This window comes from Streptomyces graminofaciens (assembly GCF_030294945.1).
GTDB lineage: Bacteria > Actinomycetota > Actinomycetes > Streptomycetales > Streptomycetaceae > Streptomyces > Streptomyces graminofaciens.
In genome coordinates this window covers 6253123-6279775 of the sequence record NZ_AP018448.1, presented here as the reverse complement: position 1 = coordinate 6279775, position 26653 = coordinate 6253123, and the positions used below count along the sequence as shown (strand labels likewise).

Annotated in this window: 19 protein-coding genes and 1 pseudogene; 10 read left to right on the top strand and 10 right to left on the bottom strand. The window is 69.9% G+C overall.

The features are described from left to right. Window positions 1–37 precede the first annotated feature (37 nt). Entirely contained in the window at window positions 38–2437 is a 2400-nt protein-coding gene (locus tag SGFS_RS26910) for a cation-translocating P-type ATPase (protein ID WP_286254088.1), read from the bottom strand. Between the two features lie 161 nt (window positions 2438–2598). Further along, window positions 2599–2883: a DUF2530 domain-containing protein gene (locus tag SGFS_RS26905; RefSeq protein WP_286254087.1), complete on the bottom strand. Its 285-nt coding sequence runs from the start codon at window positions 2881–2883 to the stop codon at window positions 2599–2601. Window positions 2884–3034: 151 nt separating this feature from the next. Here SGFS_RS26905 and SGFS_RS26900 point away from each other — a divergent pair, with 151 nt between their 5' ends. Then, window positions 3035–4453: an NCS2 family permease gene (locus tag SGFS_RS26900; protein ID WP_286254086.1), complete on the top strand. Its 1419-nt coding sequence runs from the start codon at window positions 3035–3037 to the stop codon at window positions 4451–4453. A gap of 34 nt (window positions 4454–4487) precedes the next feature. Here the strand turns inward: SGFS_RS26900 and SGFS_RS26895 are convergent, their stop codons facing one another. Next, the gene (locus SGFS_RS26895) at window positions 4488–4670 is read right to left on the bottom strand and encodes a ribbon-helix-helix protein, CopG family (RefSeq protein ID WP_286254084.1); all 183 of its coding nucleotides are present in this window, start codon (window positions 4668–4670) and stop codon (window positions 4488–4490) included. A gap of 164 nt (window positions 4671–4834) precedes the next feature. On the opposite strand from SGFS_RS26895, the gene SGFS_RS26890 reads away from it, so the two are divergent. The 3 genes from SGFS_RS26890 (at window position 4835) to thpR (ending at window position 7798) form a co-directional block, all read left to right on the top strand. Further along, the gene (locus SGFS_RS26890; protein ID WP_286254082.1) at window positions 4835–5272 is read left to right on the top strand and encodes a MarR family winged helix-turn-helix transcriptional regulator; all 438 of its coding nucleotides are present in this window, start codon (window positions 4835–4837) and stop codon (window positions 5270–5272) included. 171 nt (window positions 5273–5443) lie between these two features. Beyond that, window positions 5444–6877, top strand: a complete 1434-nt coding sequence (locus tag SGFS_RS26885; protein WP_286254080.1) for an MFS transporter — start codon at window positions 5444–5446, stop codon at window positions 6875–6877. A gap of 348 nt (window positions 6878–7225) precedes the next feature. Beyond that, window positions 7226–7798 carry an RNA 2',3'-cyclic phosphodiesterase gene (thpR, locus tag SGFS_RS26880; protein ID WP_286254079.1) on the top strand — a complete coding sequence of 191 codons (573 nt, stop codon included), beginning with the start codon at window positions 7226–7228 and terminating at the stop codon, window positions 7796–7798. Between the two features lie 195 nt (window positions 7799–7993). Here the strand turns inward: thpR and SGFS_RS26875 are convergent, their stop codons facing one another. Beyond that, a complete protein-coding gene (locus tag SGFS_RS26875) occupies window positions 7994–8986 on the bottom strand; it encodes an aldo/keto reductase (protein WP_286254077.1) in 993 nt (330 codons plus the stop codon). 167 nt (window positions 8987–9153) lie between these two features. Here SGFS_RS26875 and SGFS_RS26870 point away from each other — a divergent pair, with 167 nt between their 5' ends. Then, window positions 9154–10092 (top strand): nuclear transport factor 2 family protein, encoded by a 939-nt coding sequence (locus SGFS_RS26870; RefSeq protein ID WP_286254075.1) that lies wholly within the window; start codon window positions 9154–9156, stop codon window positions 10090–10092. A 7-nt stretch (window positions 10093–10099) separates the two neighbouring features. Here the strand turns inward: SGFS_RS26870 and SGFS_RS26865 are convergent, their stop codons facing one another. From SGFS_RS26865 to SGFS_RS26855, 3 genes are all read right to left on the bottom strand, one after another. Beyond that, the gene (locus SGFS_RS26865; RefSeq protein ID WP_286254074.1) at window positions 10100–11539 is read right to left on the bottom strand and encodes an MFS transporter; all 1440 of its coding nucleotides are present in this window, start codon (window positions 11537–11539) and stop codon (window positions 10100–10102) included. An 88-nt stretch (window positions 11540–11627) separates the two neighbouring features. Beyond that, entirely contained in the window at window positions 11628–12218 is a 591-nt protein-coding gene (locus tag SGFS_RS26860; RefSeq protein WP_286254073.1) for a Uma2 family endonuclease, read from the bottom strand. A 327-nt stretch (window positions 12219–12545) separates the two neighbouring features. Continuing rightward, window positions 12546–13229: a GDSL-type esterase/lipase family protein gene (locus SGFS_RS26855; protein WP_286254071.1), complete on the bottom strand. Its 684-nt coding sequence runs from the start codon at window positions 13227–13229 to the stop codon at window positions 12546–12548. A 280-nt stretch (window positions 13230–13509) separates the two neighbouring features. Here SGFS_RS26855 and SGFS_RS26850 point away from each other — a divergent pair, with 280 nt between their 5' ends. The 5 genes and pseudogenes from SGFS_RS26850 to SGFS_RS26830 form a co-directional block, all read left to right on the top strand. After that, complete coding sequence (locus SGFS_RS26850) at window positions 13510–14499, top strand: WD40 repeat domain-containing protein (protein ID WP_286254070.1); 990 nt, start codon at window positions 13510–13512, stop codon at window positions 14497–14499. Between the two features lie 304 nt (window positions 14500–14803). Further along, entirely contained in the window at window positions 14804–15037 is a 234-nt protein-coding gene (locus tag SGFS_RS26845; RefSeq protein ID WP_286254069.1) for a hypothetical protein, read from the top strand. A 105-nt stretch (window positions 15038–15142) separates the two neighbouring features. Further along, the gene (locus tag SGFS_RS26840) at window positions 15143–16657 is read left to right on the top strand and encodes a cellulase family glycosylhydrolase (RefSeq protein ID WP_286254068.1); all 1515 of its coding nucleotides are present in this window, start codon (window positions 15143–15145) and stop codon (window positions 16655–16657) included. Between the two features lie 202 nt (window positions 16658–16859). Continuing rightward, entirely contained in the window at window positions 16860–17741 is an 882-nt protein-coding gene (locus SGFS_RS26835; RefSeq protein WP_286254066.1) for an AraC family transcriptional regulator, read from the top strand. A gap of 238 nt (window positions 17742–17979) precedes the next feature. Further along, window positions 17980–20073: pseudogene (locus SGFS_RS26830) on the top strand (sensor histidine kinase); the annotation flags it as partial. 222 nt (window positions 20074–20295) lie between these two features. On the opposite strand, the gene serC reads toward SGFS_RS26830, so the two are convergent. From serC to SGFS_RS26815, 3 genes are all read right to left on the bottom strand, one after another. Then, window positions 20296–21414 carry a phosphoserine transaminase gene (serC, locus tag SGFS_RS26825; RefSeq protein ID WP_286254064.1) on the bottom strand — a complete coding sequence of 373 codons (1119 nt, stop codon included), beginning with the start codon at window positions 21412–21414 and terminating at the stop codon, window positions 20296–20298. A 278-nt stretch (window positions 21415–21692) separates the two neighbouring features. After that, window positions 21693–25364 carry an NACHT domain-containing protein gene (locus tag SGFS_RS26820; RefSeq protein WP_286254062.1) on the bottom strand — a complete coding sequence of 1224 codons (3672 nt, stop codon included), beginning with the start codon at window positions 25362–25364 and terminating at the stop codon, window positions 21693–21695. Between the two features lie 46 nt (window positions 25365–25410). Beyond that, complete coding sequence (locus SGFS_RS26815; RefSeq protein ID WP_286254060.1) at window positions 25411–26649, bottom strand: cytochrome P450; 1239 nt, start codon at window positions 26647–26649, stop codon at window positions 25411–25413. Window positions 26650–26653: the final 4 nt, after the last annotated feature.

Here is a 26653-nt window from a genome sequence, read left to right as displayed (position 1 = left end):
AGCCACCACTGACAATCAGGCCGACAGGCCTACAGGCCTACGCCGGGAACCGCCGGTCCACCCACCGCCACATGAACTCCAGCGCACCCGACGCCACCGCCGCGATGCCCACCGCCAGCCACGGCATCGTCGTACCGACCAGCCTCAGGGCGAAGAAGTCCTGGAGCCACGGCACGACCAGGACCAGCAGGAAGCCCGCGCCCATCGCCGCGACCAGTCCCAGGCGCCACCACGTGTACGGGCGGGCGATGATCGCCAGCACCCACATGGAGATCAGAAAGAGGGTGAGGGTCGCGGCGCTGGTCTCCGCGTCCAGGGCGCCCTCGCCCGTGTAGTGGTTGCGGGCGATCAGGTAGGTGGCGAAGGTGGCCACGGCGGCCAGGACGCCGCCCGGGATCGCGTACCGCATCACCCTCCGTACGAAGTGCGGTCTCGCCCGCTCCCTGTTGGGGGCCAGGGCCAGGAAGAAGGCCGGGACGCCGATCGTGAGGGTGGACAGGAGCGTCAGATGGCGGGGCAGGAACGGGTACTCGACCCGCCAGCACACCACCAGGAGGGCCAGCAGGACCGAGTACACCGTCTTGACCAGGAAGAGCGTCGCCACGCGGGTGATGTTGCCGATCACCCGCCGCCCCTCCGCCACCACCGACGGGAGCGTGGCGAAGCTGTTGTTCAGGAGGACGATCTGGGCGACCGCCCGTGTCGCCTCCGAGCCCGAGCCCATCGACACGCCGATGTCGGCGTCCTTCAGGGCCAGTACGTCGTTCACCCCGTCGCCCGTCATCGCGACCGTGTGGCCGCGGGACTGCAGGGCGCCGACCATGTCCCGCTTCTGCTGCGGGGTGACCCGGCCGAAGACCGTGCCGGAGTCGAGGGCCTGCGCCATCTCGTCGCGCTCGGCGGGCAGCCGGCGGGCGTCCACGACCTCGCCCCGCAGGCCGAGCTTCGCGGCCACCGCGCCCACCGACACCGCGTTGTCGCCGGAGACCACCTTCGCTCGTACGTTCTGCTCGTCGAAGTAGCGCAGGGTGTCGGAGGCGTCGGGGCGCAGCCGCTGGTCCAGGACGACGAGGGCGGCCGGTTTGGCGGCGAGGGCGACCTCCGGGTCGTCGAGGTCGCGGGAGACACGGACCAGGAGCAGGACGCGCAGGCCCTGTTCGTTCAGGTGCTCGGTCTCGGTGAGCGCCGGGTCGTCGGGCGGGAGCAGGACGTCGGGGGCGCCCAGCAGCCAGGTGCTCGACTCGCCGTCGCCCTCGCTGAAGGACGCGCCGCTGTACTTCCTCGCGGAGGAGAAGGGGAGCGACTGCGTGCAGCGCCAGTCCTCGCTGCGCGGATAGGCGTCGATGACGGCCTGGAGGGAGGCGTTCGGGCGGGGGTCCGCTTCGCCGAGGGCGCCGAGGACACGCCGTATGTACGACTCGTCGTTGCCGCCCAGCGGGCGGAGCTCCGTGACGTCCATGCCGCCCTCGGTGAGGGTGCCCGTCTTGTCCAGGCAGACCGTGTCCACCCGGGCCAGGCCCTCGATGGCCGGCAGCTCCTGGACCAGGCACTGCTTGCGGCCGAGACGGATCACGCCGATCGCGAAGGCGACGGAGGTCAGCAGGACCAGGCCCTCGGGGACCATGGGGACGATGCCGCCGACCGTGCGCGCCACTGACTCCTTGAAGTCGTTCTCCTTCACCACCAGCTGGCTGACGACCAGGCCGATCGCCGTCGGGACCATCATCCAGGTCACGTACTTGAGGATCGTGGAGATGCCGGAACGCAGCTCGGAGTGGACGAGGGTGAACCGGGACGCCTCCTCGGCCAGCTGCGCCGCGTACGCCTCCCGGCCCACCTTCGTCGCGGTGAAGGCGCCGCCGCCCGCGACCACGAAACTGCCCGACATGACCTGGTCGCCGGGTTGTTTGACGACCGGGTCGGCCTCGCCGGTCAGCAGTGACTCGTCGATTTCGAGACCGTCGGTCTCGACGCACTCGCCGTCCACGACGATCTTGTCACCGGGCCCGATCTCGATCAGATCGCCCAGCACGATCTCGGAGGTGGCGACCGCCGCCGCCAGCCCGTCCCGCCGGACCATCGGCTTCGCCTCGCCGATCACCGCGAGCGAGTCCAGGGTCTTCTTCGCCCGCCACTCCTGGATGATGCCGATCCCGGTGTTGGCGATGATCACATAGCCGAAGAGGCTGTCCTGGAACGGCGCCACGAACAGCATGACCAGCCAGAGCACGCCGATGATGGCGTTGAAGCGGGTGAAGACGTTCGCGCGGACGATGTCGACCGTGGAGCGGCTGCTGCGCACGGGGATGTCGTTCACCTCGCCGCGGGCCACCCGCTCGGCCACCTCGGCGGCGGTGAGACCGAGCGCCCGCCCGTCTCTCCGGGCAGGGGTGGGGTGCACAGGGTCGAGGTCGGTGCCCGCGTCGATGTGCGTCATGCCTTCGACGGTACGTGCGGATTTGGGGGTTCACCCGCCGAGTGCGCCGAAGATCCGACTCGGGGAGGACGGGCGCTGGGGGCGAGTCGTGCCGTGGTGGTACACCACAAGCCCGCTCGCCGATGGAGGACCCCCGGACGTGGCCTGCGCGAGACGGTGCCCTATTCCACCGGCGTCACATCAGCGGCATCCGCGTCCTCGGCGGGAGCATTCCGCTTGATGGCCGCGTCCCGCTTGCGGACGTAGTAGATGCCGATGATCCCGAGCCCGCCGCCCGCCAGACAGGTCCACACCCACCACGTCAGACCCCGGTCGTCGTACCAGCCGTAGAAGGGGACCTGGACGACGAAGAGGACGAACCACAGGATCGTTCCGCCGGTGATGGTCGGCACGATGGGGCCCTCAAGGGGTTCGGGTGCCTCGTGCTTGGGGGTCCACTTCGCCATGGGGCACAGCTTACGAGGCGGACGGGTCTACGCGCGGAGATGGAGATCCGTGCATCATATGTTCATACTGAAACGGTTTCCGATTGACCACTTCTGTTCGTAGAAAACTCCAACCGTGGCTGGGAGAAGCCTGTTGGGGATGAGGTTTCGCATGTCCTCGCAGGTGTCCGCACAGGGCTCCCTCGACCGCTACTTCAGGATCTCGGAACGCGGCAGCACGCTGTCGCGCGAGATCCGGGGCGGTTTCGCCACCTTCTTCGCGATGGCGTACATCATCGTCCTGAACCCGATCATCCTGAGCAGTGCGAAGGACATGTACGGCCATCAGCTGGACTACGGCCAGCTGGTCACCGCGACCGCGGTCACCGCCGCCTTCACCACGCTTCTCATGGGTGTCATCGGCAATGTGCCGATCGCGCTCGCGGCGGGCCTCGGGGTGAACACGGTCGTCGCGCTCCAGCTCGCGCCGCGTATGTCGTGGCCGGACGCGATGGGCATGGTGGTGCTCGCCGGGTTCGTCGTGATGCTGCTGGTGGCGACGGGGCTGCGGGAGCGCGTGATGAACGCCGTGCCGCTCGGTCTGCGCAAGGGCATCTCGATCGGCATCGGCTTGTTCATCATGCTGATCGGCCTGGTCGACTCCGGTTTCGTCACCCGTATCCCGGACATCGCGAAGACGACAGTGCCGCTGCAGCTGGGCGCGACCGGTCATCTCGACGGCTGGCCGGTTCTCGTCTTCGTCCTCGGCACCCTGCTGACCCTGGCGCTGATCGTGCGCAAGGTGCCGGGCGCGATCCTGATCTCGATCGTCGCGATGACCCTGCTCGCCGTCGCCGTCGAGGCGATCGTCAAGCTGCCCGCCGGCTCCTGGGGGCTGACAGCGCCGAAGTGGCCCGGCAACCCCGTCGCCAGCCCCGACTTCGGGCTCATCGGCGACGTAAGCCTCTTCGGCGGCTTCTCGAAGGTCGGCGTGCTGACCGGCGTTCTCTTCGTCTTCACGGTCCTGCTGTCGTGCTTCTTCGACGCGATGGGCACGATCATGGGCGTCGGCGACGAGGCCAAGCTGACGGACGCGGACGGCCAGATGCCCGGCATCAACAAGGTCCTCTTCGTCGACGGCATCGCGGTCGCCGCGGGCGGTGCCAGCTCCTCGTCCGCCACCACCTGCTTCGTCGAGTCGACGGCCGGTGTCGGCGAGGGCGCGCGCACGGGCTTCGCGAACGTCGTCACCGGCGCGCTCTTCGGGCTCGCGCTGTTCCTGACGCCGGTCGCCACGATGGTCCCGTCCCAGGCGGCCACCCCGGCCCTGCTCGCGGTCGGCTTCCTGATCCTGGCGAACTCGGTCCGCGACATCGACTGGGCCGACTACACGATCGCGATCCCGGCGTTCGTGACCATGGTGATGATGCCGTTCACGTACTCGATCACCAATGGCATCGGCATGGGCTTCATCACCTTCGTCGTGCTGCGCCTGGCCGCCGGGCGTGGGCGCGAGGTTCCGGTCGCGATGTACGTGGTGTCGGCGGTGTTCGGCTTCTACTACCTGATGCCGGCGCTGGGTCTGACCTGACGTCCGACGTGACCCCCGTCCGTCCGGGCGGGGGTCACGTGACCCCGTAGAACTTCTCCGTCTCGTCGACCGCGGTCTGGAACCGCTCGTCGAAGTCGTCCCGAATGAGCGTCCCGATCACGTAGTCCTGGACGCTCATTCCCCTTTTCGCCGCGTGGGTGCGGAGCCGTTCGAGCAGCTCCCCGTCTATCCGCAGGCTGAGCACACTGGTCCCCATGAGTACCAGGTTCGGGGTTGCTCTGGCCCGGTGAGTCACGTTCCGCGTTCAGCTCACCCGTTTGAGTGATAAACAGGTCGGGTTCCGTATGCGTGGCGGGCCTCACGGGCAGAGCTGTGCCATTCGGTGGTCTTTAGCGAGAGTAATGAGTTACGCTAAAGAACATGCCTGACCTGAACCATGGCGACGACGAGGCCGCCGTGAACGCGCTCCGGTCCGCCGTGATGCGCCTGTCCCGCCGGCTCAAGCACCAGCGGGTCGACGAGTCGCTGAGCCCCACCGAGATGTCGGTGCTCGGCACCCTCGCCCGCTGTGGCACCGCCACCCCGGGCGAGCTCGCCCGCAAGGAGCATGTGCAGCCGCCGTCGATGACCCGCATCGTCGCCCTGCTGGAGAGCAAGGGCCTGGTGAAGCTGGAGCCGCACCCCGAGGACCGGCGGCAGAAGGTGGTCACCCAGACCGAGCGGGCCGAGGCGATGCTCGAGGAGAGCCGCCGCAAGCGCAACGCGTTCCTGGCGTCCCTGGTCGAGGGCCTCGACGAGGACGAGTGGGCGAAGCTCAGCGCGGCCGCGCCGGTGCTGGAGAAGCTCGCGCATCTCTGAGAGCGGTACGTACGAGACCGGGGTGATCCCCGGTGCGCCGCAGACAGAAATACAGCGGGACAGGAAAGCAGCGGGACAGAAAGGCAGCAGGACACAGAAGACAGAACCGGAGCAGTGAGGCCGACGCACCCCGCGCCAGGTTCACGCGTTGCCACAAGGAGGCGAGCCCCTTTGAGTTCGGGACCCGGAGCAGATTCCGCCCCCGCACCGTTGACCGCACACGAGCCCCCGTCCGCACCGGACATCCCCGAAGCCCCACCGGATACCGTCGGCTCCGACACCCGCGCCCGCGGCGCCCGTGACGCCCGGAACACCCGCAACGCCTCCATGTTCCGATCCCTCCGGGTCCGGAACTACCGGCTCTTCTTCATCGGGCAGTCGGTCTCCAACACCGGTACGTGGATGCAGCGCATCGCGCAGGACTGGCTGGTGCTCAGTCTCACCGGGTCGTCGACCGCGGTCGGGTTCACGATGGCGTTGCAGTTCCTGCCGATGCTGCTGTTCGGGCTGTACGGCGGGGTGCTCGTCGACCGGTTCCCCAAGCGGCGGCTGCTGTTCCTGACACAGACGTCGATGGCGGTCACCGGGCTCGCGCTCGCCGCGCTGACCCTCTCCGGGCAGGTCCAGGTCTGGCACGTCTACGTCGTCGCCTTCGCCGTGGGCATGGCCACGGTCGTCGACAACCCGGCCCGGCAGTCGTTCGTGTCCGAGATGGTCGGCCCCGAGCAGTTGCAGAACGCGGTCAGCCTCAACTCGGCGAACTTCCAGTCGGCCCGGCTGATCGGCCCCGCCGTCGCCGGTGTGCTGATCACCACCGTGGGCACGGGCTGGGCGTTCCTCTACAACGGCCTCTCCTTCGTCGCTCCCATCGCCGGTCTGCTGCTCATGCGGTCGAAGGAACTCCACCCCGCACGCCGGGCTCCGCGCGGCAAGGGGCAGCTGCGGGAGGGCCTGCGGTATGTGGCGGGCCGGCCCGAGCTGCTCTGGCCCATCGTGCTGGTCGGCTTCATCGGCACCTTCGGCTTCAACTTCCCCGTCTGGCTGTCGGCGTACGCGGACGACGTCTTCCACGCCGGTGCCGGTTCGTACAGCCTCTTCAACACGCTGATGGCGGTCGGCTCGGTCTCGGGCGCGCTGCTCGCGGCCCGGCGCGGCACTGCTCGGCTGCGGGTGCTGATCGCCGGGGCGCTGGCCTTCGGTGTGCTGGAGGTCGTGGCCGCGCTGGCTCCGTCGTACTGGGTGTTCGTGCTGCTCATGGCGCCGATAGGGATGTTCGGTCTGACGGTGAACGTCACCGCCAACACGGCCATTCAGATGGGGACGGATCCCGTCATGCGCGGGCGGGTCATGGCCCTGTACATGATGGTGTTTCTCGGGGGTTCGCCGCTGGGTGCGCCGATCGCGGGATGGGTGACGGACGCGTACGGGCCGAGGGTCGGGTTTGTCGCGGGGGGTGCGGTCTCGGCTGTCGCCGCGGTGTTCGTGGGGCTGGTGTTGGCTCGGGTCGGGGGGCTGCGGGTGTCCGTGGGGTGGCGGCGCGGGTGTCCGCGGGTGCGGTTCGTGCCGAAGGAGACGGTGGTGGCGGCGGCTGCCTCGGCCGGGTGATCTCGCCCCCGCCGCCCCATCCTCGCCCCGTCCTCGCCCCGTCCTCGCCTCATCCTCGGCCCGTCCTCGTCCCGTCATGCAGGGGCTGCCGCCTTTTCGACCCCGCCTTTCGACCCCGCCCCTTCGACCCCGCCCCTTCGACCTCGCCGCTGACGGCTGAGAGCCCGGGTGGTCCGGGTTCGTCGGCGGGTGCGGGTTCGTCGGCGGGTGCGGGTGCGGGTGCGGGTGCGGGTGCTGCGGGTTCTGCGTGTTCTTGCGGTTCGATCGGGTTGCTCGCGCGGTTCCCCGCGCTCATCGAGGGGCGCGGCCGGGGGCGACAAAGTGATCGTTGCCTGGAAGGGTGGCCGTATGAGGTTGTTCGCGGCCGTGTTGCCGCCGTCCGAGGCGATGGACGAACTGGGTTCGGCGGTCGGCGAGTTGAAGGGGATCGCCGGCGCCGACCGGCTGCGGTGGACCGAGGTGGCCGGGTGGCACTTCACGTTGGCCTTCTACGGGGAGGTCGATGCGGAGCTCGTACCGGAGCTGTCGGCGCGGCTGGAGCGTGCCGCACACCGTACGGAACCGTTCGCGCTGGCGGTGACCGGCGGCGGCCAGTTCGGGCACGGCCGGGCGCTGTGGGCGGGCGCGGACGGCGACCTGCGGACCCTGCGGCTGCTGGCCGACCGCGCGGAGGCGGCCGGGCGCAAGGCGGGGGTCGACATGGGGGAGCACCGCCGCTACACGCCGCATCTGACGGTGGCCCGCAGCCGGGAGGCGTTCGAGGCGCGGCCGTACGTAGAGGCGCTGCACGCCTTCGCCGGCCGTACCTGGACGGTGGCCGAGCTGGTGCTCGTGCGCAGCAATCTGCCGACGTCGGGGGTGGCGGGGGAGCAGCCGCGGTACGAGGCGGTCGCCCGTTGGCCGCTCGGTGGGGGCGGTTAGGCTCACATACGTGGACCCGAAAACCCGTAACCGGATCATGGCCGTTGTGCTTGTGCTGATGTTCGTCGTCGTCGGCGTGGCGGCTGCCCTCGGTAAGTGACGACTGGGGAACTGCGCGTTGCCTTGTCGGCTGCGGGCCGGTGGGGGCTGGTCGCGCAGTTCCCCGCGCCTCCTACGGGGCGCCCCTCAGCGGGGCTACCAGGCGAAGGCCTCCGGGGACGGGCCCGGGCCCGGGAAGATCTCGTCCAGTGATGCCAGGAGCTCCTCGCTCAGTTCGAGCTCCGCGGCCCGGAGGGCGGAGTCCAGCTGTTCCGCCGTACGGGGGCCGACGATCGGGCCCGTGACGCCGGGGCGGGTCAGGAGCCAGGCCAGGGCCGCCTCGCCGGGTTCGAGGCCGTGCTTGTCGAGCAGGTCCTCGTACGCCTGGATCTGGGCGCGCGCGGTGGGGTTCGCGAGGGTGTCGGCGGCCCGCCCCGAGGCGCGGCGACCCCCCTCGACCTCCTTCTTGATGACCCCGCCGAGCAGTCCGCCGTGCAGCGGCGACCAGGGGATGACACCGAGGCCGTACTCCTGCGCGGCCGGGATGACCTCCATCTCGGCGCGGCGCTCGGCGAGGTTGTAGAGGCACTGCTCGCTGACGAGGCCGATGGTGTTGCCGCGCCGGGCGGCGGTCTCGTTGGCCTGGGCGATCTTGTAGCCGGGGAAGTTGGAGGAACCGGCGTAGAGGATCTTGCCCTGCTGCACCAGTACGTCGATGGCCTGCCAGATCTCCTCGAAGGGAGTGGCGCGGTCGATGTGGTGGAACTGGTAGACGTCGATGTAGTCGGTCTGCAGCCGCTTGAGCGACGCGTCCACGGCGCGCCGGATGTTCACCGCCGACAGCTTGTCGTGGTTGGGCCAGGCGTCGCCGTCGGCCGCCATGTTGCCGTAGACCTTGGTGGCGAGGACGACCTTGTCGCGCCGCTCGCCGCCCTGCGCGAACCAGTTGCCGATGATCGATTCCGTACGGCCCTTGTTCTCGCCCCAGCCGTACACGTTCGCCGTGTCGAAGAAGTTGATGCCCGCGTCCAGCGCCGCGTCCATGATCGCGTGGCTGTCCGCTTCGTCCGTCTGCGGACCGAAGTTCATGGTCCCGAGGACCAGCCGACTGACCTTGAGTCCCGTGCGTCCGAGCTGTGTGTACTTCATGAGTCTCTAGCCAACGCGGTGGAGTGGGCTCTAGGCAAGGAGGGTTGGGGAGATCCGGGCGCGCTCCTCCTCCGATCTTGACGCTAACCGATCGTTAGTGCTTTCCTGTGGTTAGTGTCCTCTTGAAGCTTCAAGTTATTGCTTCGACCGCCTCAGATGGGAGCATCGTGACCCCCACCACGCACGCCCGCCGCGCCCTCGCCGCCGCCTTCGCGGCCGTCGCGCTCACGTCGACCGTCGTCGTCGTGCCGGCCGTCGCGGCCACGCCGAGCGCCGCACACCAGGTGTCCTACGGGGAGTACGGGGACGCCGCGCGCCTCGGCTACAGGAAGTCCGTCGCCGTGCGCGTCCTCAAGGGGGTGTTCGAGCGGGGGGACACGGAGGTCGTGGACCGTTACGTACGCCCCGACTACATCCAGCACAACCCGCTCGCGCCCGACGGCGCCGAGACGCTGAAGAACCTCGGGGTCGCGGTGCACCAGCAGTTCCCCGACGCCGAGTACGCCGTCAAGCGGGTGATCGCGCAGGGCGACCTGGTGCTCGTGCACTCCAACCTGGTGCTGACACCGGGCACGCGGGGCACCGCCGTGTTCGACATCTTCCGCTTCCAGGGCGGGCGGATCGCCGAGCACTGGGACGTCGGGCAGACGGTTCCGGAGTCCTCCGCGAACGGCAACGACATGTTCTCCACGGTCAGCCGGCCGCGGACCAGCGCGCCGGGCCCGGCGTGGCGGACGGCGCACAACCAGAAGCTCGTCACCAAGGCGTTCGACCGGCTGCTGGTGCGGAAGGACCTGTCGGCGATCGACAAGTACTGGGGCCCCGAGTACCAGCAGCACAACCCGAACATCCCCAACGGGGTGGACGGCGTGAAGGCCGGCCTGGGCGCGTACTTCGACCAGTTCCCGAAGCTGTCCGTGACCCCGAAGCGGGTCATCGCCGAGGGTGACCTCGTCGCCGTCCACAGCCACTACGTCAACGCGCCGGGCGAACGCGGCCAGGCGATCATCGACCTGTTCCGGGTACGGAACGGGAAGATCGTCGAGCACTGGGACGTCATCCAGGACGTGCCGGAGACTTCGGCGAACGACAACACGATGTTCTGAGCCCGCGTCATACCTCAGCGGCCTGCCGGGATTCCTGACCGGCGGGCCGTTCGCGTCGGGGCAGCAGGAACGGGGTCGCGAGGAGGAGGGCGCCCGCGACGGCGAGGGTGGTGCGGGGGGTGGTGGCCGCGGCGAGGAGGCCCCACAGGGCCGTCAGGGTGGCGGTGGTGAGTTTGGCGGTGATCGACCAGGCGGACAGGGTGCGGGCGACGCGGTCGGGCGGGGTGTGGTCGAGGCGGTAGGTGGCGAGCACCGGGTTGAAGACGGCCGCGCAGGTGATCAGGCCCAGTTCCACGGCCATGACGAGTACGAGGCCGCCGGGCCCGGAGTGGACGAAGGCCAGCCCGAGCGACCAGCACGCGCGCAGTGCCCCGGCGGTGAGCATGACCCTGTGCCGGCCGAAGCGGGCGACGAGGCGGCGGGAGAGGCGGGAGCCGATCAGACCGCCGACGCAGGGGACCGCGAAGGCGAGGCCGTACTGCCAGGGGGAGAAGCCCAGGTCACCGACCATCAGCACGACCAGCACCGGTGTGGGCGCCATGATCAGGCCGTTGACCAGGAGTGTGTTGAGGAAGAGGGGGCGTAGAACGGGGTCGGCGAGGATGAACCGCCAGCCGTCGAGCAGGTCGCCTGGGTGGAGGCGGGGCGGGGAGGTTTTTGGGGTGGTACTCCTGCTGGTGTCGGTGTCGGTGTCGGTGTCGGTGTCGGTGTCGGTGTCGGTGTCGGTGTCGGTGTCGGTGTCGGTGTCGGCGCCGGCGCCGGCGCCGACACTGATTCCGGCGGCGGCTTGTGCCTCCGCTTGTGCCTTGGTTCGTGCCTCGGCTCGTGCCTTGGCTCGCGATTCGGTTCGTGTCGGTGTTCGTTTCTCCTCGCCGCCGATCGCTCGGATGCCCGCTGCCGAGAGGAGGTAGCTGAGGGCGTCGGTCGCCAGGGTGGTCATGGGGCCGAGGAGGGCGAGTGCCGCGCCGCCGAGGGGTGGGCCGAGCATGATGGCGGTCCAGGTCGTGGCCTCGAAACGGGCGTTCGCGGTGAGGAGGTGCGGGGGCGGGACCAGGGACTTCAGACAGGCACCGCTCGCCGCGTTGAAGGTGATGTCGGCGGCGGCGACCACGACCGAGACGAGGAGGAGCTGGGCGAAGGTGAGCAGGCCGAGGGTGTACGCCGCCGGGATGGTCAGCAGCGCGGCGCAGCGGATCAGGTCCATCGCGATCATCACCGGCCGCTTGCGGCGGAACTCCACCCATGGGCCGAGCGGTACAGCGACCACCGCTCCCACCGCCAGGCCAGCCGCCGCGAGCACCGACACCTCGGCGGGCCCGACGTGCAGCACGAGGACCGCGATCAGGGGGAACGCGTCGAAGGCGAGCCAGGTACCGGCGGCGCTGACCGTGTACGCAGCCCACAGCCACCGGAACTCCCGGCCCAGGGACTGCCCTGTCAACACCATCCCCGGTCCACCCCTCGTCGCCGCGTCCGGTCGACCTTAGGGCGTGTCCGGTGGGGGGTGAGGGGGGGGGAGGGCCCTTCGAATGGTCCTAGTCGCGCGGGAACTCGTCGGTCTTGAGGACGAGGTCGAGCGGGGTGCTGGTCATGTCGACGTCGGTGCCGTAGGTGAGGGACGTGTCACTCATGTAGTCGCCCTCTTTGGGCTGGGTGAACAGGCGACACTTGCCTGTGTACGGGTCGGCGACCACATATACGGGGACTTCGGCGAGGGCGTACGCGGTCTTTTTGGGGCCGTAGTCGTTCAGGGCCGTGTCCTTGGAGATGACCTCGGCGATGAACTCCACGTCCTGGTAGCGCCAGCGACCCTCGTCGTTCTTCGTGGCGCCATCGCGCAGCTTGGCCACGTCAGGGCAGTAACCGTTCAGACGGCCGGGGAAGTCGATGCGGACGTCCGAGAACACCTTCGCTTTCCGTCCGAAGCGATCCTCCAACGCCCAGATGACCATGCGAATGGTTTCCCAGTGGATGTCCCGCTGCGGTGACATGAAGATGGCCCCCCCGACGATCTCTACCTTGTATCCCTCGGGGACGGGCATCTTCTCGAGCCGTTCGAACATTTCGTCGAGCTGGCGCGTGTTGTCGCTCTCGGCCATCGCGATCCTGTCTTCAAGGACGGTCATCGTGGCGCTCCTCCCCGGCTGTCGCTCGGTCGCACACAGCCGCGCAGTACAACGATACGTTCGGTGACCGGGACACGGGCGGCACCTCGAAACTCCCTTGCGGCCCCGCCCCCGATCCGCTTGCCTCGCCCCTCGTGACCGACGCCCAGGACGCCCTCGCCGCCCTCGTCCGACTCGATCGTCACCCCCGCTCCGCCGCGTACGACCCCGGCTGGCTGCAGGTGGTGAGCGCCCGGGGGGCGTCGAGAGAGCTGCCTGGAGAGCTGCCGAGAGAGCTGCCTGGAGAGCCGGCCCGGAGAGCTGTCGAGACCGTCGTCTCCTGGTCGGTCACGGCAGTTCGTACGGGCCGCCCAAGTCCCACGCCTCGTGCATCGCCCCCGCGAAGGCCGCCGCGATCTTGTGTTCTCCGGAGGCGTTCGGGTGGGTGCCGTCGTAGGTGTCCCAGTTGATGTCCCACGCCTGGGGCGGGGACGCCAGGAGGATCGGGGAGCGGGGTTCGTCCAGGTCGGCGGCCGTTTTGGCGAGGAGTTCGTTGAAGTGGGCGACCTGGGCGGCGAAGGGGGCGTCCGATTCCGCGCGGACGTTGGGGATCACCGGGAGCAGGGCCATGCGGACGCGTGGGTCCGCCTCACGGGCGGCCGCGATGAAGCGGCGGGCGTTCTCGGCGGTCTGGCCGGCGTTCGTGTAGAAGCCGAGGTCGATCAGGCCGAGGGAGACGAGCAGGACGTTCGCGCGGTGTTCACGGATGGCGTCGGCGATCAGGGGGGCCATGTGCAGCCAGCCCTCGCCCCAGCCGGCGAGATGGGCGCGCGGGAAACGGGGGTCGGTGTCGGCGTACTCGTACGACGTGGGTGTCTCCGTCGCCTTGTCGTAGAGCGTCTCGCGCGGGCCGACGATCTCGAAGGGGCCGTGGTGTGTCGCGCGGAGGTGTTGCCAGAGGCGGTGGCGCCATGTGTGTTCGCCCGCGCTGCCGATCGTCATGGAGTCGCCTACGGGCATGAACCTGAGCATGGGCTCATGATGGACGATCGCTACCAGGGGGTAATAGGTGAACCTCGCTCTCGGGGGTTGTGAGGCTGGCCACGTGGTGGGGTGACCGGAGGGTTTTCGCCCCCCGGCCGCCCCTACGGGTCCCGTCCAGGTCCCGTCCACGTCCCGTCCTCCGGTGGCGGCTGTCCCTTCGACCCCGTCGCCTCCTCCGTCGAGGTCGAAGACTCGGGGCTCCGCCCCGGACCCGTTCGCGGGGTTCCCCACGCCCCTTCGGAGGGGCGCGGGATGGCAGGCTGGGGGCATGTGCCGTCGCCTCCTGCGCCCTCTCTTCGCGGGCCTTGCCGCGATCCTGCTCGTCGCCGTGCCCGCGTACGCGGATGACGACGATGGGTTCACGCTCAAGGATCCGAGGATCACCGAGTCCAGCGGGCTCGCCGCCTCACGGCTGCACCCCGGCGTCTACTGGACCCACAACGACAGTGACGACGGGGCGTACCTCTACGCCGTCGACAGCAGGACCGGCAAGACGGTCGCCACCGTCACCCTGACCGGCGTCGGCACCCCGCGTGACGTCGAGGCCATCTCCATCGGCCCCGGCAACAAGATCTACGTCGGCGACATCGGCGACAACCTCGGCGGCACCTGGGACTACGTCTGGATCTACGAGCTGCCCGAGCCGAAGGAGCTGAAGGACCAGACGGTCAAGGCCACGCAGTACGTCGTGAAGTACGAGGACGGGGCGCGGGACGCGGAGGCGCTGATGGTGCATCCGAAGACCGGGCGGGTCTATATCGCCGACAAGAAGGAGGAAGGGGGTTCCCTGTACGAGGGGCCGGCCACTCTCTCCGCCTCCGGGACCAATGTCTTCAAGCGGGTTACCGCCATCGACCTCTGGGTCACCGACGGGGCCTTCTCGCCCGACGGCAAGCGGCTCGCCGTACGCGGGTACTTCGGCGGCATCCTCTACGACTGGAACGACGGCAAGATCAAGAGGGTCCAGCGGCTGAGCGTGCCGTTGCAGGGGCAGGGCGAGTCGATGACGTACACCACCGACGGCTCCAAGATCATGTACGGGAGCGAGGGCGAGGACACGGCGGTCGTGGCGCGTGACGCGCCCGGCGGGGGTTCCGGGGGGTCGGGGTCGTCCTCCGGCAGCGGAGGGTCCGGGTCCGCGCAGGAGGGCGACAAGGAGGGGACCAGTTCCGAGTTCAAGATCGGGGTTGTCGCTCTTGCCGGGGGCGTCGTCGTCGTGTGGGGGTTGAAGCGGCTGCTGCGGCGGCCGACGTCGTGAAACACCGTTCCTAGAGGCTGAGCGTGGTCGGACGGGATCGGATCACGGCCGCCGGGGTGGCGGCTGGTCGCGTCCGGTGCCGGCACGCGGGCGCCGGCAGCAGTGTCAGTGGCTCCGGCACGCTGTGTGACACGGATGTACGGCACCGCGTCGGCGTCCTTCGGCGGCACCCCCGAGGCCGTTGGTCCCTCGGCGGTACCCCCGAGGTCGTTGGTCCCTCAGCGGCCCCCGAGGTCGTTGGTCCCTCAGCGACCCCCGAGGCCGTTGGTCCCTCAGCGTTCCCCGAGGCCGTCGGCGTCCCTCGGTGGCACCCCCGAGGCCGTCGGCCCCTCAGCAGCCCCCCGAAGTCGTCGACGCGCTCGCCCTCAACCCCGGCCGCCGCACCCTCGCCGTGTGCGGCGGCATCGGCACCCTCCAGCTCTGGGACGCCTCGACACGACAGCCCCTCGACGGCCCGCTCACCACATCGTCGGCCCGGCCAGGGGCAGCCCGGGCTGCTCAGCGGAAGTCCCGTACCAAGGCGCGCTCGCAGCCTTGACGTGTTCATGTGACGTGCTTTCCATGGGAGGTGCGGGATGTGGGAGCGCTCCCACTCGTTCCGGCCCGCCAATTCCCTCCCCCCCCACTCGAGAGGAAGCGGCACATGTTCCGCAGCTTGCGAAGAGCACTGTGCGCGGTGGCGGCGGCGCTCCTGTTACCGCTGGCGGCGATCCAGACGCCGGCCCACGCGGCCGAGGCGGCTCCTGGTGCCGGCTACTGGCACACCAGCGGTCGGCAGATCCTGGACGCGGCCGGGCAACCGGTCCGGGTCGCCGGGATCAACTGGTTCGGCTTCGAGACCGGTAACCACGTGGTGCACGGCCTCTGGTCGCGTGACTACAAGAGCATGGTCGACCAGATGAAGTCGCTGGGCTACAACACGATCCGTGTCCCGTACAGCGACGACATCCTCAAGTCGGGCACGATGCCCGACAGCATCAACTTCTCCGACGGCAAGAACGCCGGTCTGCAGGGGCTGACCTCCCTCCAGGTCCTGGACAAGCTCGTCGCGTACGCCGGTCAGACGGGCCTGAAGGTCATCCTCGACCGGCATCGCCCGGACGCGGGCGGCCAGTCGGCGCTCTGGTACACGGCGTCGGTTCCCGAGTCGACCTGGATCACCAACCTGAAGGCGCTGGCGACCCGTTACAAGGGCGATCCGACCGTCATCGGCATCGACCTGCACAACGAACCGCACGATCCGGCCTGTTGGGGCTGCGGCGACACGACGAGGGACTGGCGCCTGGCCGCCCAGCGCGCGGGCAACGCGGTGTTGTCCGTCAACCCCGAGCTGCTGATCTTCGTCGAGGGAGTGCAGACCTTCAACGGCGTCTCCGGCTGGTGGGGCGGCAACCTGATGGGGGTCGCCCAGTACCCGGTCCAGCTGGACGTGGCGAACCGGGTCGTCTACTCGGCGCACGACTACGCGACGAGCGTGGCCCAGCAGAGCTGGTTCAGCGACCCGACGTTCCCCGACAACATGCCGGGCGTGTGGGACAAGTACTGGGGCTACATCTTCAAGCAGAACATCGCACCCGTGTGGGTCGGCGAGTTCGGAACGACACTCCAGTCGACGGTGGACCAGCGGTGGCTGGCCGCGCTGGTGACGTATCTGCGCTCGACGTCGGCGTACGGCTCCGACTCCTTCCACTGGACCTTCTGGTCCTGGAACCCCAACTCCGGTGACACGGGCGGGATCCTGAAGGACGACTGGTCGACCGTGGACACGGTGAAGGACGGGTACCTGGCGGGCATCAAGGCGCCGGGCTTCCCGGGCGGAGGCGGTGGCGGCGGTGGCGGGGGTGGCGGCGGAGGCTCCGCCACCTGTGCGGCCGCGTACACCGTCAGCAGCGACTGGGGCAGCGGCTTCAACGCCGAGGTGAAGGTGACGAACACCGGCACGTCCGCGATCGGTTCCTGGAAGGTGACCTGGACCTGGCCCGGCTCCCAGCAGGTCACGAACATGTGGAACGCGTCGTACACACAGAGCGGTTCGACGGTGACCGCGGTGAACGCCGCCCACAACGGCGCGCTCGCGGCGGGCGGCTCGGCGAGCTTCGGTTTCGGGGGCGCGCCCGGGGGCGGGGGTGTGCCGAGTGTGAGTTGTACGGCGGGGTGAGAGGTGGGGTGTGAGAGGGGGGCGCCCGGTGGTGGTCACCGGGCGCCCCCCAGCCACGTACGGCTGTCGGTCCACCGTTTCCCCCGCGCTCGCCGCACCGCGGAGGCCTCCGTGCGGACCCGATCCGATCGGGCACAGGATGTCGGGTCCGGCGGGGTGGGGGCCGCCTAGCTTGGTGGACGGAAGAGGAAGGGGACCCGACGTGCTGGAGCGGCTCAACCAGGCCATGGGGTACATCGAGGATCACCTCGACGAGGTCGTCGACGTGGCCGAGGTGGCCCGTGTCGCGGCCACGTCCGAGTACCACCTGCGCCGGATGTTCTCCGCGCTCGCGGGCATGGCGCTGTCGGAGTACGTCCGCCGTCGGCGGCTCACCGTCGCGGGCGCCGAGGTGCTCGCCGGGCGCGAGCCGTTGCTGACGATCGCCGTGCGCTACGGCTACGGCTCGGGTGAGGCGTTCGCCCGGGCGTTCCGTGTCATGCACGGTGTCGGGCCGGGTGAAGCCCGGCGCGGCGGCACCGCGCTCGTCTCCCAGCCCAGGTTGACCTTCCGCCTCACCGTCGAGGGGAGCAGCAGTATGCGCTATCGCGTAGTGGACAGGCCGGCCTTCGCCGTCGTCGGCTTCAAGGCCCGGGTGCCGCTGGTGCACACGGGGCCGAACCAGGCGATCATCGATTTCGTCCGGGGGATCGAACCGCAGGCCCGGGAGCGACTGGAGAAGCTGTCGGACCAGGACCCGCAGGGCATCCTCGCGGTCTGCGACGACCTGGATCCGGGCCGGGCCGAGGGCACCGAACTCGACTACTACCACGGAGTGGTCACGTCGGCGGCTCCCGTGGAAGGAGCGGGCTCCGACGGCATGAGCGTCCTGGACGTGCCGGCCGGCACCTGGGCGGTCTTCACCACCTCCGGGCCGGTGCCGGAGGCCATCCAGTACCTGTGGCGGGACGTGTTCACGGAGTGGTTCCCGTCCAACCCGTACCGGAGCCGCCCCGGCCCGGAGATACTGCGCACCCACCTGTCGCCGGACGGCACCGAGGCGGACGCGGAGCTGTGGCTCCCGGTGGAGCGGGAGCGGGGCTGAGAGCGTAGAGGCGTCCGGTGGTGACCATCGGGCGCCTCTTCCCGTTGTCCTCTTCAACCGCACCTCGGCCGGCGTGACATGCCGGAGGCGGGGCAGTGGGCGACATCCCCAGGCCGAGTAGACCTTCCGAGCGGCGTGTTTGTGGCACCCCCGGTTTACGTAAGGGAGGTGTAGCCCGGGCCCGCGCGATCCGTGGGGTGGGCAATTCGCGCCGATGCCGAGAGGTCATGGTCTTCGAATGAGGCGAAGCAAGGAGAGTCCTGAGCCGATGCCGGTGCGGGGGGAGTCCGCACCGGCGCCGGTCGTACCGGTTCACCATCCCGAACCGGCCGGCCGGCACGCGCTCGACGGCGACAGTCGCGTGCATCCACGCAACTGGCACGTGTCGACTCGGCTGAACGCCATCCTTCTCCTTCCGGTTCTCGTCGCCCTGGTGATGGGCGGTCTCCAGGTGAAGAGGTCGGTCGACACCTGGCGGGCGGCCAGGGACGCGCAGCGGGTCGCGGAGATCGTCGCCGCCGCCGACGCCTACAACGAAGCCCTCCTCGACGAGCGCGATTTATCCGCGGCCCCCTTATTGCGGGGCGAGCGCGACAGTCCAGAGGTCGAGAAGGTCCGTGCCCGTACGGATCGGCGGGCCGCCGACTTCCGCCGGGCGGTCACCGACATGCCGGCCGGCCTGGGCCTGGAGGGGCGGCTGGCGAAGGTCGACGACGTCGAACCGCGGCTGGCGGCCGTGCGCGCGCGGGCGTTCGGCGGGGACATGGACCCGGTACAGACCGAGGAGACCTACCTCCTGTTGGGCCAACAGCTCGCGGGGTTCGCGAACGAACTGGGGTTCGGTACGGGAAACACCTCGTCCTACGGCCGTATGGTGTACGCCCTCTCCCTGGCCAAGGGCGCGCAGTCGATGCAGCGCGCGATCGGCGTGCATCTGCTGGTCAAGCCCAGCGGTGACGCGCAGACGCTGGCGGGGCAGGCCGGTTCCTTCATGACGTACGCCAACCTGGAAGGCATCGCCTACCGGGAGTACGTCCGCAGCGCGACCGAGGAGGACACCGCCCGGTTCGCCGCTGTCATGGAGGAGATGACGGCGGAAGGTGAGGAGCTGGCCGCCGAGGAGAAGGACAAGGCGCGGGAGGCGGGCCGCAGCCATGTGGCGCCGCCCGCCCTGGAGCGGATGAAGGAAGCCCTCGGGGGTGGCCAGGAGCCCGCCGTCATGGCGGAGAAGGGCATCACACCGGCGACCTGGATGACGGCCGCCACCCTGCGGTTCAAGGGCTACAGCCAGGTCGAGACCGAGCTGATCGACCGGGCCGTGGACGACGCCGGCGAGGTCGCCTCCGAGGCCCGGCGTGACGCCTTCGTCAACGGCGGGGTCGTCGTCGTGGCCCTGCTCGCCGCGTTCATCATCGCCGGGATCATGGCCCGCCGGATGAGCCGTTCGATGCGCCGTCTGCGCAACGCCGCCTTCGGCATCGCCGACCAGCGGCTGCCGATGCTGGTCGAGCAGCTCTCGCGCACCGACCCCGGCCGGGTCGACACCCGGGTCACCCCCATCCCGATCACCTCGACCGACGAGATCGGCGAGGTCGCCCGCGCCTTCGACCAGGTCCACCGCGAGGCCGTCCGGCTCGCCGCCGAGCAGGCCCTGCTGCGGAGCAACATCAACGCGATCTTCACCAACCTCTCGCGCCGCAACCAGTCCCTGATCGAGGGCCAGCTGACCCTGATCACCGACCTGGAGAACAACGAGGCCGACCCGGACCAGCTGGAGAACCTCTTCAAGCTGGACCACCTGGCGACCCGTATGCGCCGCAACGGCGAGAACCTCCTCGTCCTCTCCGGCGACGAACCCGGCCGCCGCTGGGACCAGCCCGTCCCCCTCATCGACGTACTGCGCGCCGCCACCTCCGAGGTGGAGCAGTACGAGCGCATCGAGATGAGCGATGTCGCCGACTGCGACATCCACGGCCGCGCCGTGACCGACCTCGTGCACCTGCTCGCCGAACTGCTGGAGAACGCCACCACCTTCTCCTCGCCACGGACCAGGGTCCGCGTCACCGCCGCCCGGCTGGCCGACGGCCGCGTGATGATCGAGATCCACGACAAGGGCATCGGTCTGACGCCCGACGACCTCGTGGACATCAACCACAAGCTGGCCGCCCCGCCGACGGTGGACGTCGCCGTCTCGCAGCGCATGGGTCTGTTCGTGGTCGGCCGGCTGGCCGAACGGCACGGCATCCGCGTCCAGCTACATCCCTCGGACGAGCAGGACGGTACGACCTCGCTGGTCATGCTTCCCGACGGCATCGCCCATGGCGCGGCCGGCATCGGCGAGCGGCCGGCTCTTGCGCCCCCCCGGCACGCGCTCCCCGCACCGCCCCTGTTCGGCGAGGACTTCATGGTTCCGCGCGTGGGCACGACATGAGCCGGATGTGACGAGGGGCGCCCGGCCGGTGCCGGGCGCCCCTCATGGTCGTACGACCGTTTCATACGAAACGGTCGTACGCAACGGTCGTGCGGACGCGTGAACGTGTGGACGTGGGAACGACTACAGCTTCTCGATCACGTAGTCGACGCACTTCGTGAGCGCCTCGACGTCCGCCGGGTCGATCGCCGGGAACATGGCGACGCGCAGCTGGTTGCGGCCGAGCTTGCGGTAGGGCTCGGTGTCGACGATGCCGTTGGCGCGCAGGACCTTGGCGATGGCGGCCGCGTCGATCTCGTCGGCGAAGTCGATCGTGCCGATGACCTGCGAGCGCTTGGCGGGGTCGGTGACGAACGGGGTCGCGTGCTTCGACTCCTCCGCCCAGGTGTACAGCCGGGTCGAGGAGTCCTTCGTACGGGCCGTGGACCAGCTCAGACCGCCCTGGCCGTTGATCCACTCCAGCTGCTGGTTGAGCAGGAAGAGGGTCGCGAGGGCCGGCGTGTTGTACGTCTGGTTCTTACGGGAGTTGTCGATCGCCGTGGGGAGGCTGAAGAACTCCGGGATGTGGCGGCCGGAGGCGTGGATCCGCTCGGCGCGCTCGATGGCGGCCGGGGAGAAGACGCCGATCCAGAGGCCGCCCTCGGAGGCGAAGGACTTCTGCGGGGCGAAGTAGTAGACGTCCGTCTCGGCGATGTCGACGGGCAGGCCGCCGGCGCCGGAGGTGGCGTCGACCAGGACGAGGGCGCCCTCGTCGGCGCCCGCGACGCGGTTCAGGGGGGCGGCGACACCGGTCGACGTCTCGTTGTGGGTGAAGGCGTAGACGTCGACGCCCGCTTCGGCCTGCGGCTCCGGGTGCGTGCCGGGGTCGGAGGAGACGACGGTGGGCTCGGCGAGCCACGGGGCGAGCTTGGCGGCCTTGGCGAACTTCGAGCTGAACTCGCCGAAGGTGAGGTGCTGCGACTTGTTCTCGATCAGGCCGTGCGTCGCGACGTCCCAGAACGCGGTGGAGCCGCCGTTGCCGAGGACGACCTCGTAGCCCTCGGGGAGGGAGAACAGCTCGGAGATGCCCTCGCGGACCTGGCCGACCAGGTTCTTGACCGGGGCCTGGCGGTGGGATGTGCCGAGCAGGGAGGTACCGGTGGCGGCCAGCGCGTCCAGCGCCTCCGTCCGCACCTTGGAGGGGCCCGCGCCGAATCGACCGTCGGCGGGCTTGATGTCAGCGGGGATCTGGATATCAGCCACGGAGGGGAGCGTAGTCGCTCCGCGAAATCTGGGCGAAACGTCGTCCGTCGGATGAGACGGCGCGCCTCTTTGGCGGCGGGTGGGTTCGCGGTGGCCGAGGGGGTGGTTCGTCTGCGGGTGGGTGGGGGGTTGTCGGCCATGCGGCCTCGTCCTCAAACGCCGGACGGGCTGGGGATGTGCGGCCTCGGCCGTCAGAAGTGGCAGGCCCGCCGACGTGGGCGTCACTCGCCGACGTTGGCCTCACCCGCCGACCTTGGCCACACCTACAGACGTGGGCCTCACCTGCAGACGTGCGCGTGGCTGGTCTCCGTGTCGTCCGGGTCCATGTCGCGGGCGCGGTCGCTCATCTGGTCCCAGAAGCGGCGCAGGCCGGCGATGGGGACCTTGCGTTGCCAGGGGGCCTCGCGGCGGAAGCGCAGGGACGCCCATGCCCAGGGTTGCCACTTCTTGAGCAGGTCGCGCTGGTGCAGACAGAAGACCTCGCTGAACTCCGCCCGCAGGTTCTCCGCCTTCGCCGGATAGGGGCACATCTTCAGCCGGCAGTCGTCCGTGCAGTTGGAGCCGGGCTGCGACGTGCGTTCCGCGCCTCGGACGGGGGCCAGCCGGGTGCGGTCCTTGCGTACGCAGGAGGGCATCCGGTCCGACTCATGGGAACACAGTTCCAGTAGGCGGAATCCGTCCTTCGGGCGGTACGACCGCTCGCCGAGCACCATCAGCAGCAGTACGTCCGCCAGCAGTTGCTGGGCCGTGGGGTCCAGGGTGCTCCACCCGGTGGACGGCGGTATCCACAGGTTGTGGGCCCGCTGCTCCCCGGGGAGCCCGACCTCGGTGCCGATGCCGGCCGCCTGGGCCGCCTCGTCGATCCACAGGAACCGCTCGGGCCGCCGGGTCTGCAGCGCGCGGACCGCCAGCTTCGCGGCCGCCTCCACCAGCGGATGCTCCTTCCGGTCTCCGTCCCGGCCGCCACCGCCCAGCGACAGCCACTCCCTGACCTGCCCCTTGGGGTTCGCGCCGTGGCCGCGGATCGGCTGGTCCGCGTTGACGTCGTCGGGCAGGCTCCACAAGGTGAGCGCGTGCAGCAGCGTCAGCCGCGTGTACCAGAACGTGCTGTGCTTCAGCAGCTCCTGGGCCTGCTTGACGAGGAACTCGCGGGCCTTGCGGTCGGACCCGGGGCCGGGCCGGCGGTTGGCGGCGTACTTGAACCCTCGGGCCAGCGCGACCCCGAGGCCGATGGCGGCGCCGGGGCCGTCCTCGTGGATGTCGGCGTCGGCGTTCTCGCCGGTCGCCACCTTGACCCAGTTGTCCAGGTCGTCGTGGGGGCTGGCGAGGTGACGGGACATCAGGGAGGAGTCGACGAGCAGGGGGAGGAGCCAGGCGCGCATGGCGTTGCAGTTCCATCTGCCCTTCTCCGCCAGTGCCTCCTCCTCGGCGGACCTGCGGTCGTCCCATCCCGGCGGGGCGGTCCGGTTCCGTGCCGCCGACCCGCAGCCGTCCTCGTGCGCCGTCGGGGACGCCTCTTCGATCGCCGAATCGGGTGTGGGCTTCAACTGCCGCGCGACCTTCCGGTTCGCCTTCCGGCTGCCGCACTGCCGCCCGGTCGCGACCGAGACACAGGCCGCGGAGAGCTTCTCGCACAGTGCCCGGTACGCCGGTTCGCCGCCCGCCCCGATCTCCTTGACGAGTGCCTCGCACACCCGGCGGTCCGACTCCTTGCGGCCGATCCGGAACAGGACGCCGTAGGGCGGGTACGGCGTGTGCGTGGCGCCCGGTTCCACGCTCCGGGCGGCGGCCACGCGGCGTACCGCCGTTCCGCACTGCTTCACCAGGGCGAGCTTCGCCTCGCGGAGCCGCGCGGGGTCCTCGTCCTGGCCGAGCCGGTTCCAGTCCTTCTCGATCTCCGTGATCAGGGCGTGCTGCCTCGGTGCGGCCCCGACGCTGTCGATCTCCACGGCGGCACCGTAGATCTCGATCGCTCTCAGCCGTGGACTGCCCCGGTCGTCGGGCCCGTTGCCGTTGCCGTTGCCGTCGGGGTGCGGGTGCGCCTGCTCGGACACCAGCCGTGCCCGGTACGCCTCGGCCAGCAGCTTCTTGGCCTGCTGCTGCAACTGGGCGCACATCCTGTTGACGGGGCACCACTGCGCGCGCGGCCCCGAGCCGTCTGCCGAGCCGTCGGCACAGGTGCAACTCCCTTTCCGAGTGCGGGAGTACAGCGTGAGGGCGATGAGGAGTTCGCGGCCGCCCCGGCGCAGCGCCCGGGTGAGGTGGGCCTCGTCCGGCAGAGTGGCGATCTCCGAGTGCTCGAACATCTTGTCGAGGAAGCGGGAGCCGAGATACGCCTGCACGATGCTGTGCTGAAAGCGGACCTTGTCACCGTCCTCGTGGACCAGGCCCATCCGCGTACCCCAGGTCGCGGCGATCCGGACGTCGACCCGGGGGCCCACCCACCAGTCGGCGTCACCGTGGGCCTCCTCGCAGTGGCGTCCTCGCCGGGGCGACGCGCTGCCGTGCTGCCGGGCGTACACCTTCGGCCGCCACCGCAGCTCCTCCAGCCGCTGGTCCAGCCGTTGTCCGACGCGTCGGTTCCACTCGCCGAGGGAGGGGTCGAGTTCGCCGAGGCCGACGTCGGCGCTGTCCGAGGCCAGGCCGATACACGCCAGCGCGGAGATGTACTCGACGACCGCCAGCCTCGTGTCGTGGGCGATGGGGAGTTCGGGGTGGACGTCCCCGTCGGCCAGCGCGCGGATCCAGGTTTCCAGCAGTTCCACCCGTAGCTTCCAGCTGTCGTGGAGCCGGAGATCCGGGTTGTCGCCGGTCCACAGGGGTTCCAGCAGGTCCTTGCTGTGCAGATCCTTGGCGATCTTCAGATAGATCGGGGACTCCGGCATGTCGGTGGCCTCCACGATCCGGTCGAGCAGCGTCGGATCGGAGCGCCAGCTGCCGCTGCCGGCGATGTAGCGCAGCGCCGCCTCGTTGCTCAGCGGCTCCAGCTCCGACACGGCCGCCTGCATCGCGCGCAGCGGGTCGTGCGGCCGGGAGGCGATCACGAGCGGCAGTCCTTCCTCACCGGCCCGGCGTATCCCCTCCCGGATCAGGTTGTCGCGCCGGCCCCTCATGTCGTCCTCGCAGAACGCCTCCTCCAGTCCGTCCGCGAGGACCACGATCCGGTCGGCCCGCTGCCGCAGCCATTTCCACAACCTGTCGATCTCGCCCTCGGACTGCACCTTCGACTGCACGATCTCGCGGAAGCGTTCGAGCGCCAGCGCACTGAAGTCCAGCGAGTCCCGGCCCTGGGCGTCGCGCAGCCGCACGGGGATCGGAACGGCCCCCTCCGCCGCGAGTTTCTGAGCCAGCCGGACCAGCAGCGCGGTCTTGCCGACACCCACGCCGCCCACGACGACATGTGGCCGTCGGACGCTCTTGTCACCGAGGTTCGACATGATGGCGTTGCAGAGCTGGTCGCGTCCGACCACCTCGTCCATGAGACTGCCCGCGGTCTGCACCAGACGGCCGGGCTCGTTCCGCGCCCGGCACGTGCAGAAGCGGCGGACCCGCCACAGGCGCCAGGACAGGAACAGGAGGGTGGAGAAGGCGACGACGAGTACGGGGAGCAGGACGCCGGAGATGGCACCGCACGCCTCGCTCTTTCCCTCGCACACCGCGTCCGGGCTGTACTTCGTATTCTTCGCGAAGAGGCCCACCACCCCGGCGACCACCCAGGCGACGAGCGCCAGCGTCAGCAGCGACACAACCGTCACCAACAACGTCGTCCCCGGCGGATTCCACCACCGCCTCGCATGCGTCACGCCCCGCTGGAGCAGCCACCGGGTGCGCAGCCGCCAGAAAACGGCCACGAACGGGCGCCGGGCGTGAGCCCCCAGTTCTCGCAGAGGCCCCGCTGCCGGCGGGCCCGTGACGATCCTGACCTTGCGCCGCTGGAGTTCGTACCCCATGACTTCCAGAACTACCAGCCCTCGCCCGACCCCGCGACTCGGCGGCTCACCCCCGCCCGACAGCCGCCGTAGGCTCGAACCGCACCGGCAACCCCACCAACCCCCGCAGCCACGGCGAAGCGCGGCGCCTCAACTGCTCCGCGGGGACGGCCAGGTCGATGTCCGGCAGGCGGTCCAGTACGACCTCGATGCCGGTCCGGGCGATGACCTCGGCGACCTCCTGGGCCGGGAACGGGCAGCGGTGTTCGCCGTGGCCGAAGGAGAAGTGGGCGTTGTTGCCGCCGGTGAGCGCGGCGCCGGGGGTACGGACCCGGGGGTCGGAGTTGGCGCCCTGGAGGCCGAGCAGGACGAGGTCGCCGGCGCGCAGGCGACGGCCGCCGAGGCCGGTGTCGCGGGTGGTCCAGCGGCCGGCCGCGTTCTGGATGGGCGCGTCCTCCCACAGGACCTCGTTCATGGCCTCCGCCACACTGCTGCGTCCCCCGAACAGCGAGGCCGCGAACCGCTCGTCCGTCAGCATCAGCCGCAGCGAGTTGCCGATCCAGTCGGCCGTCGGCTGGTGCCCGGCCGCCAGCATGACCATCACGTCGTGGGTGACCTCCTCGACCGTGAAGCCGTAGGGGTTGGCGAGGACACGGGACACCACGTCGTCGGCGGGGCGGTGGCGGCGCTCGTCCACCAACCGGGCCATCGAAGACGTCAGATGGGCCTCGCCGGCCATCGCCCGCTCGTGCCCGTCGAGAATGTCGTTCATGGCGGCGACCAGCCCCGGACCCTGCTCCTCCGGGAAACCGAAGAGGAACGCCAGCACGCGCACCGGCAGCAGCGCCGCGTACTGCGTCACCAGGTCCGCCCGGCCCGTCTCGCACACCGCGTCGATCAACTCGTCGGCGAACCGCTCGACATGACCGCGCAACGCCAGCGGATCGACGGCCTCCAGCGCGTCCCCGACCATCGTCGCCCGCTCGCGGTGCCGTTCGCCGACCGTGCCCAGGATCGACGGCTGCTCCCGGCTGATCACCGGCAGCAGCGGCCAGTCGGGCGGGATGTTCGCCCACTGGTTCCACAGCTCCGAGTCCCGGCTGAACAGCACCGGGTCGCTGGTCACCTGATGCAGCTCGCGATAGCCGAGCACCAGCCACGCCGGTACGCCCCCGTCCAGCAGCACGGGTACGACATCGCCGTGCTCGCGCCGCAACTCCCGGTAGAGGGTGGCGGGTTCGCCCTGGAAGCGGGCGCCGATGACGGGGATGGGGGCGGGCATCGGGTCGGGCGTCGGGTCGGGCATGGGA

What these genes read in the sequence shown, in the direction of transcription:
- SGFS_RS26910 (WP_286254088.1), bottom strand. Translation starts at nt 2,437, where the DNA reads ATGACGCACATCGACGCGGGCACCGACCTCGACCCTGTGCACCCCACC.
- SGFS_RS26905 (WP_286254087.1), bottom strand. Translation starts at nt 2,883, where the DNA reads ATGGCGAAGTGGACCCCCAAGCACGAGGCACCCGAACCCCTTGAGGGC.
- SGFS_RS26900 (WP_286254086.1), top strand. Translation starts at nt 3,035, where the DNA reads ATGTCCTCGCAGGTGTCCGCACAGGGCTCCCTCGACCGCTACTTCAGG.
- SGFS_RS26895 (WP_286254084.1), bottom strand. Translation starts at nt 4,670, where the DNA reads ATGGGGACCAGTGTGCTCAGCCTGCGGATAGACGGGGAGCTGCTCGAA.
- SGFS_RS26890 (WP_286254082.1), top strand. Translation starts at nt 4,835, where the DNA reads ATGCCTGACCTGAACCATGGCGACGACGAGGCCGCCGTGAACGCGCTC.
- thpR (WP_286254079.1), top strand. Translation starts at nt 7,226, where the DNA reads ATGAGGTTGTTCGCGGCCGTGTTGCCGCCGTCCGAGGCGATGGACGAA.
- SGFS_RS26875 (WP_286254077.1), bottom strand. Translation starts at nt 8,986, where the DNA reads ATGAAGTACACACAGCTCGGACGCACGGGACTCAAGGTCAGTCGGCTG.
- SGFS_RS26865 (WP_286254074.1), bottom strand. Translation starts at nt 11,539, where the DNA reads ATGGTGTTGACAGGGCAGTCCCTGGGCCGGGAGTTCCGGTGGCTGTGG.
- SGFS_RS26860 (WP_286254073.1), bottom strand. Translation starts at nt 12,218, where the DNA reads ATGACCGTCCTTGAAGACAGGATCGCGATGGCCGAGAGCGACAACACG.
- SGFS_RS26855 (WP_286254071.1), bottom strand. Translation starts at nt 13,229, where the DNA reads ATGCTCAGGTTCATGCCCGTAGGCGACTCCATGACGATCGGCAGCGCG.
- SGFS_RS26850 (WP_286254070.1), top strand. Translation starts at nt 13,510, where the DNA reads ATGTGCCGTCGCCTCCTGCGCCCTCTCTTCGCGGGCCTTGCCGCGATC.
- SGFS_RS26840 (WP_286254068.1), top strand. Translation starts at nt 15,143, where the DNA reads ATGTTCCGCAGCTTGCGAAGAGCACTGTGCGCGGTGGCGGCGGCGCTC.
- SGFS_RS26820 (WP_286254062.1), bottom strand. Translation starts at nt 25,364, where the DNA reads ATGGGGTACGAACTCCAGCGGCGCAAGGTCAGGATCGTCACGGGCCCG.
- SGFS_RS26815 (WP_286254060.1), bottom strand. Translation starts at nt 26,649, where the DNA reads ATGCCCGACCCGACGCCCGACCCGATGCCCGCCCCCATCCCCGTCATC.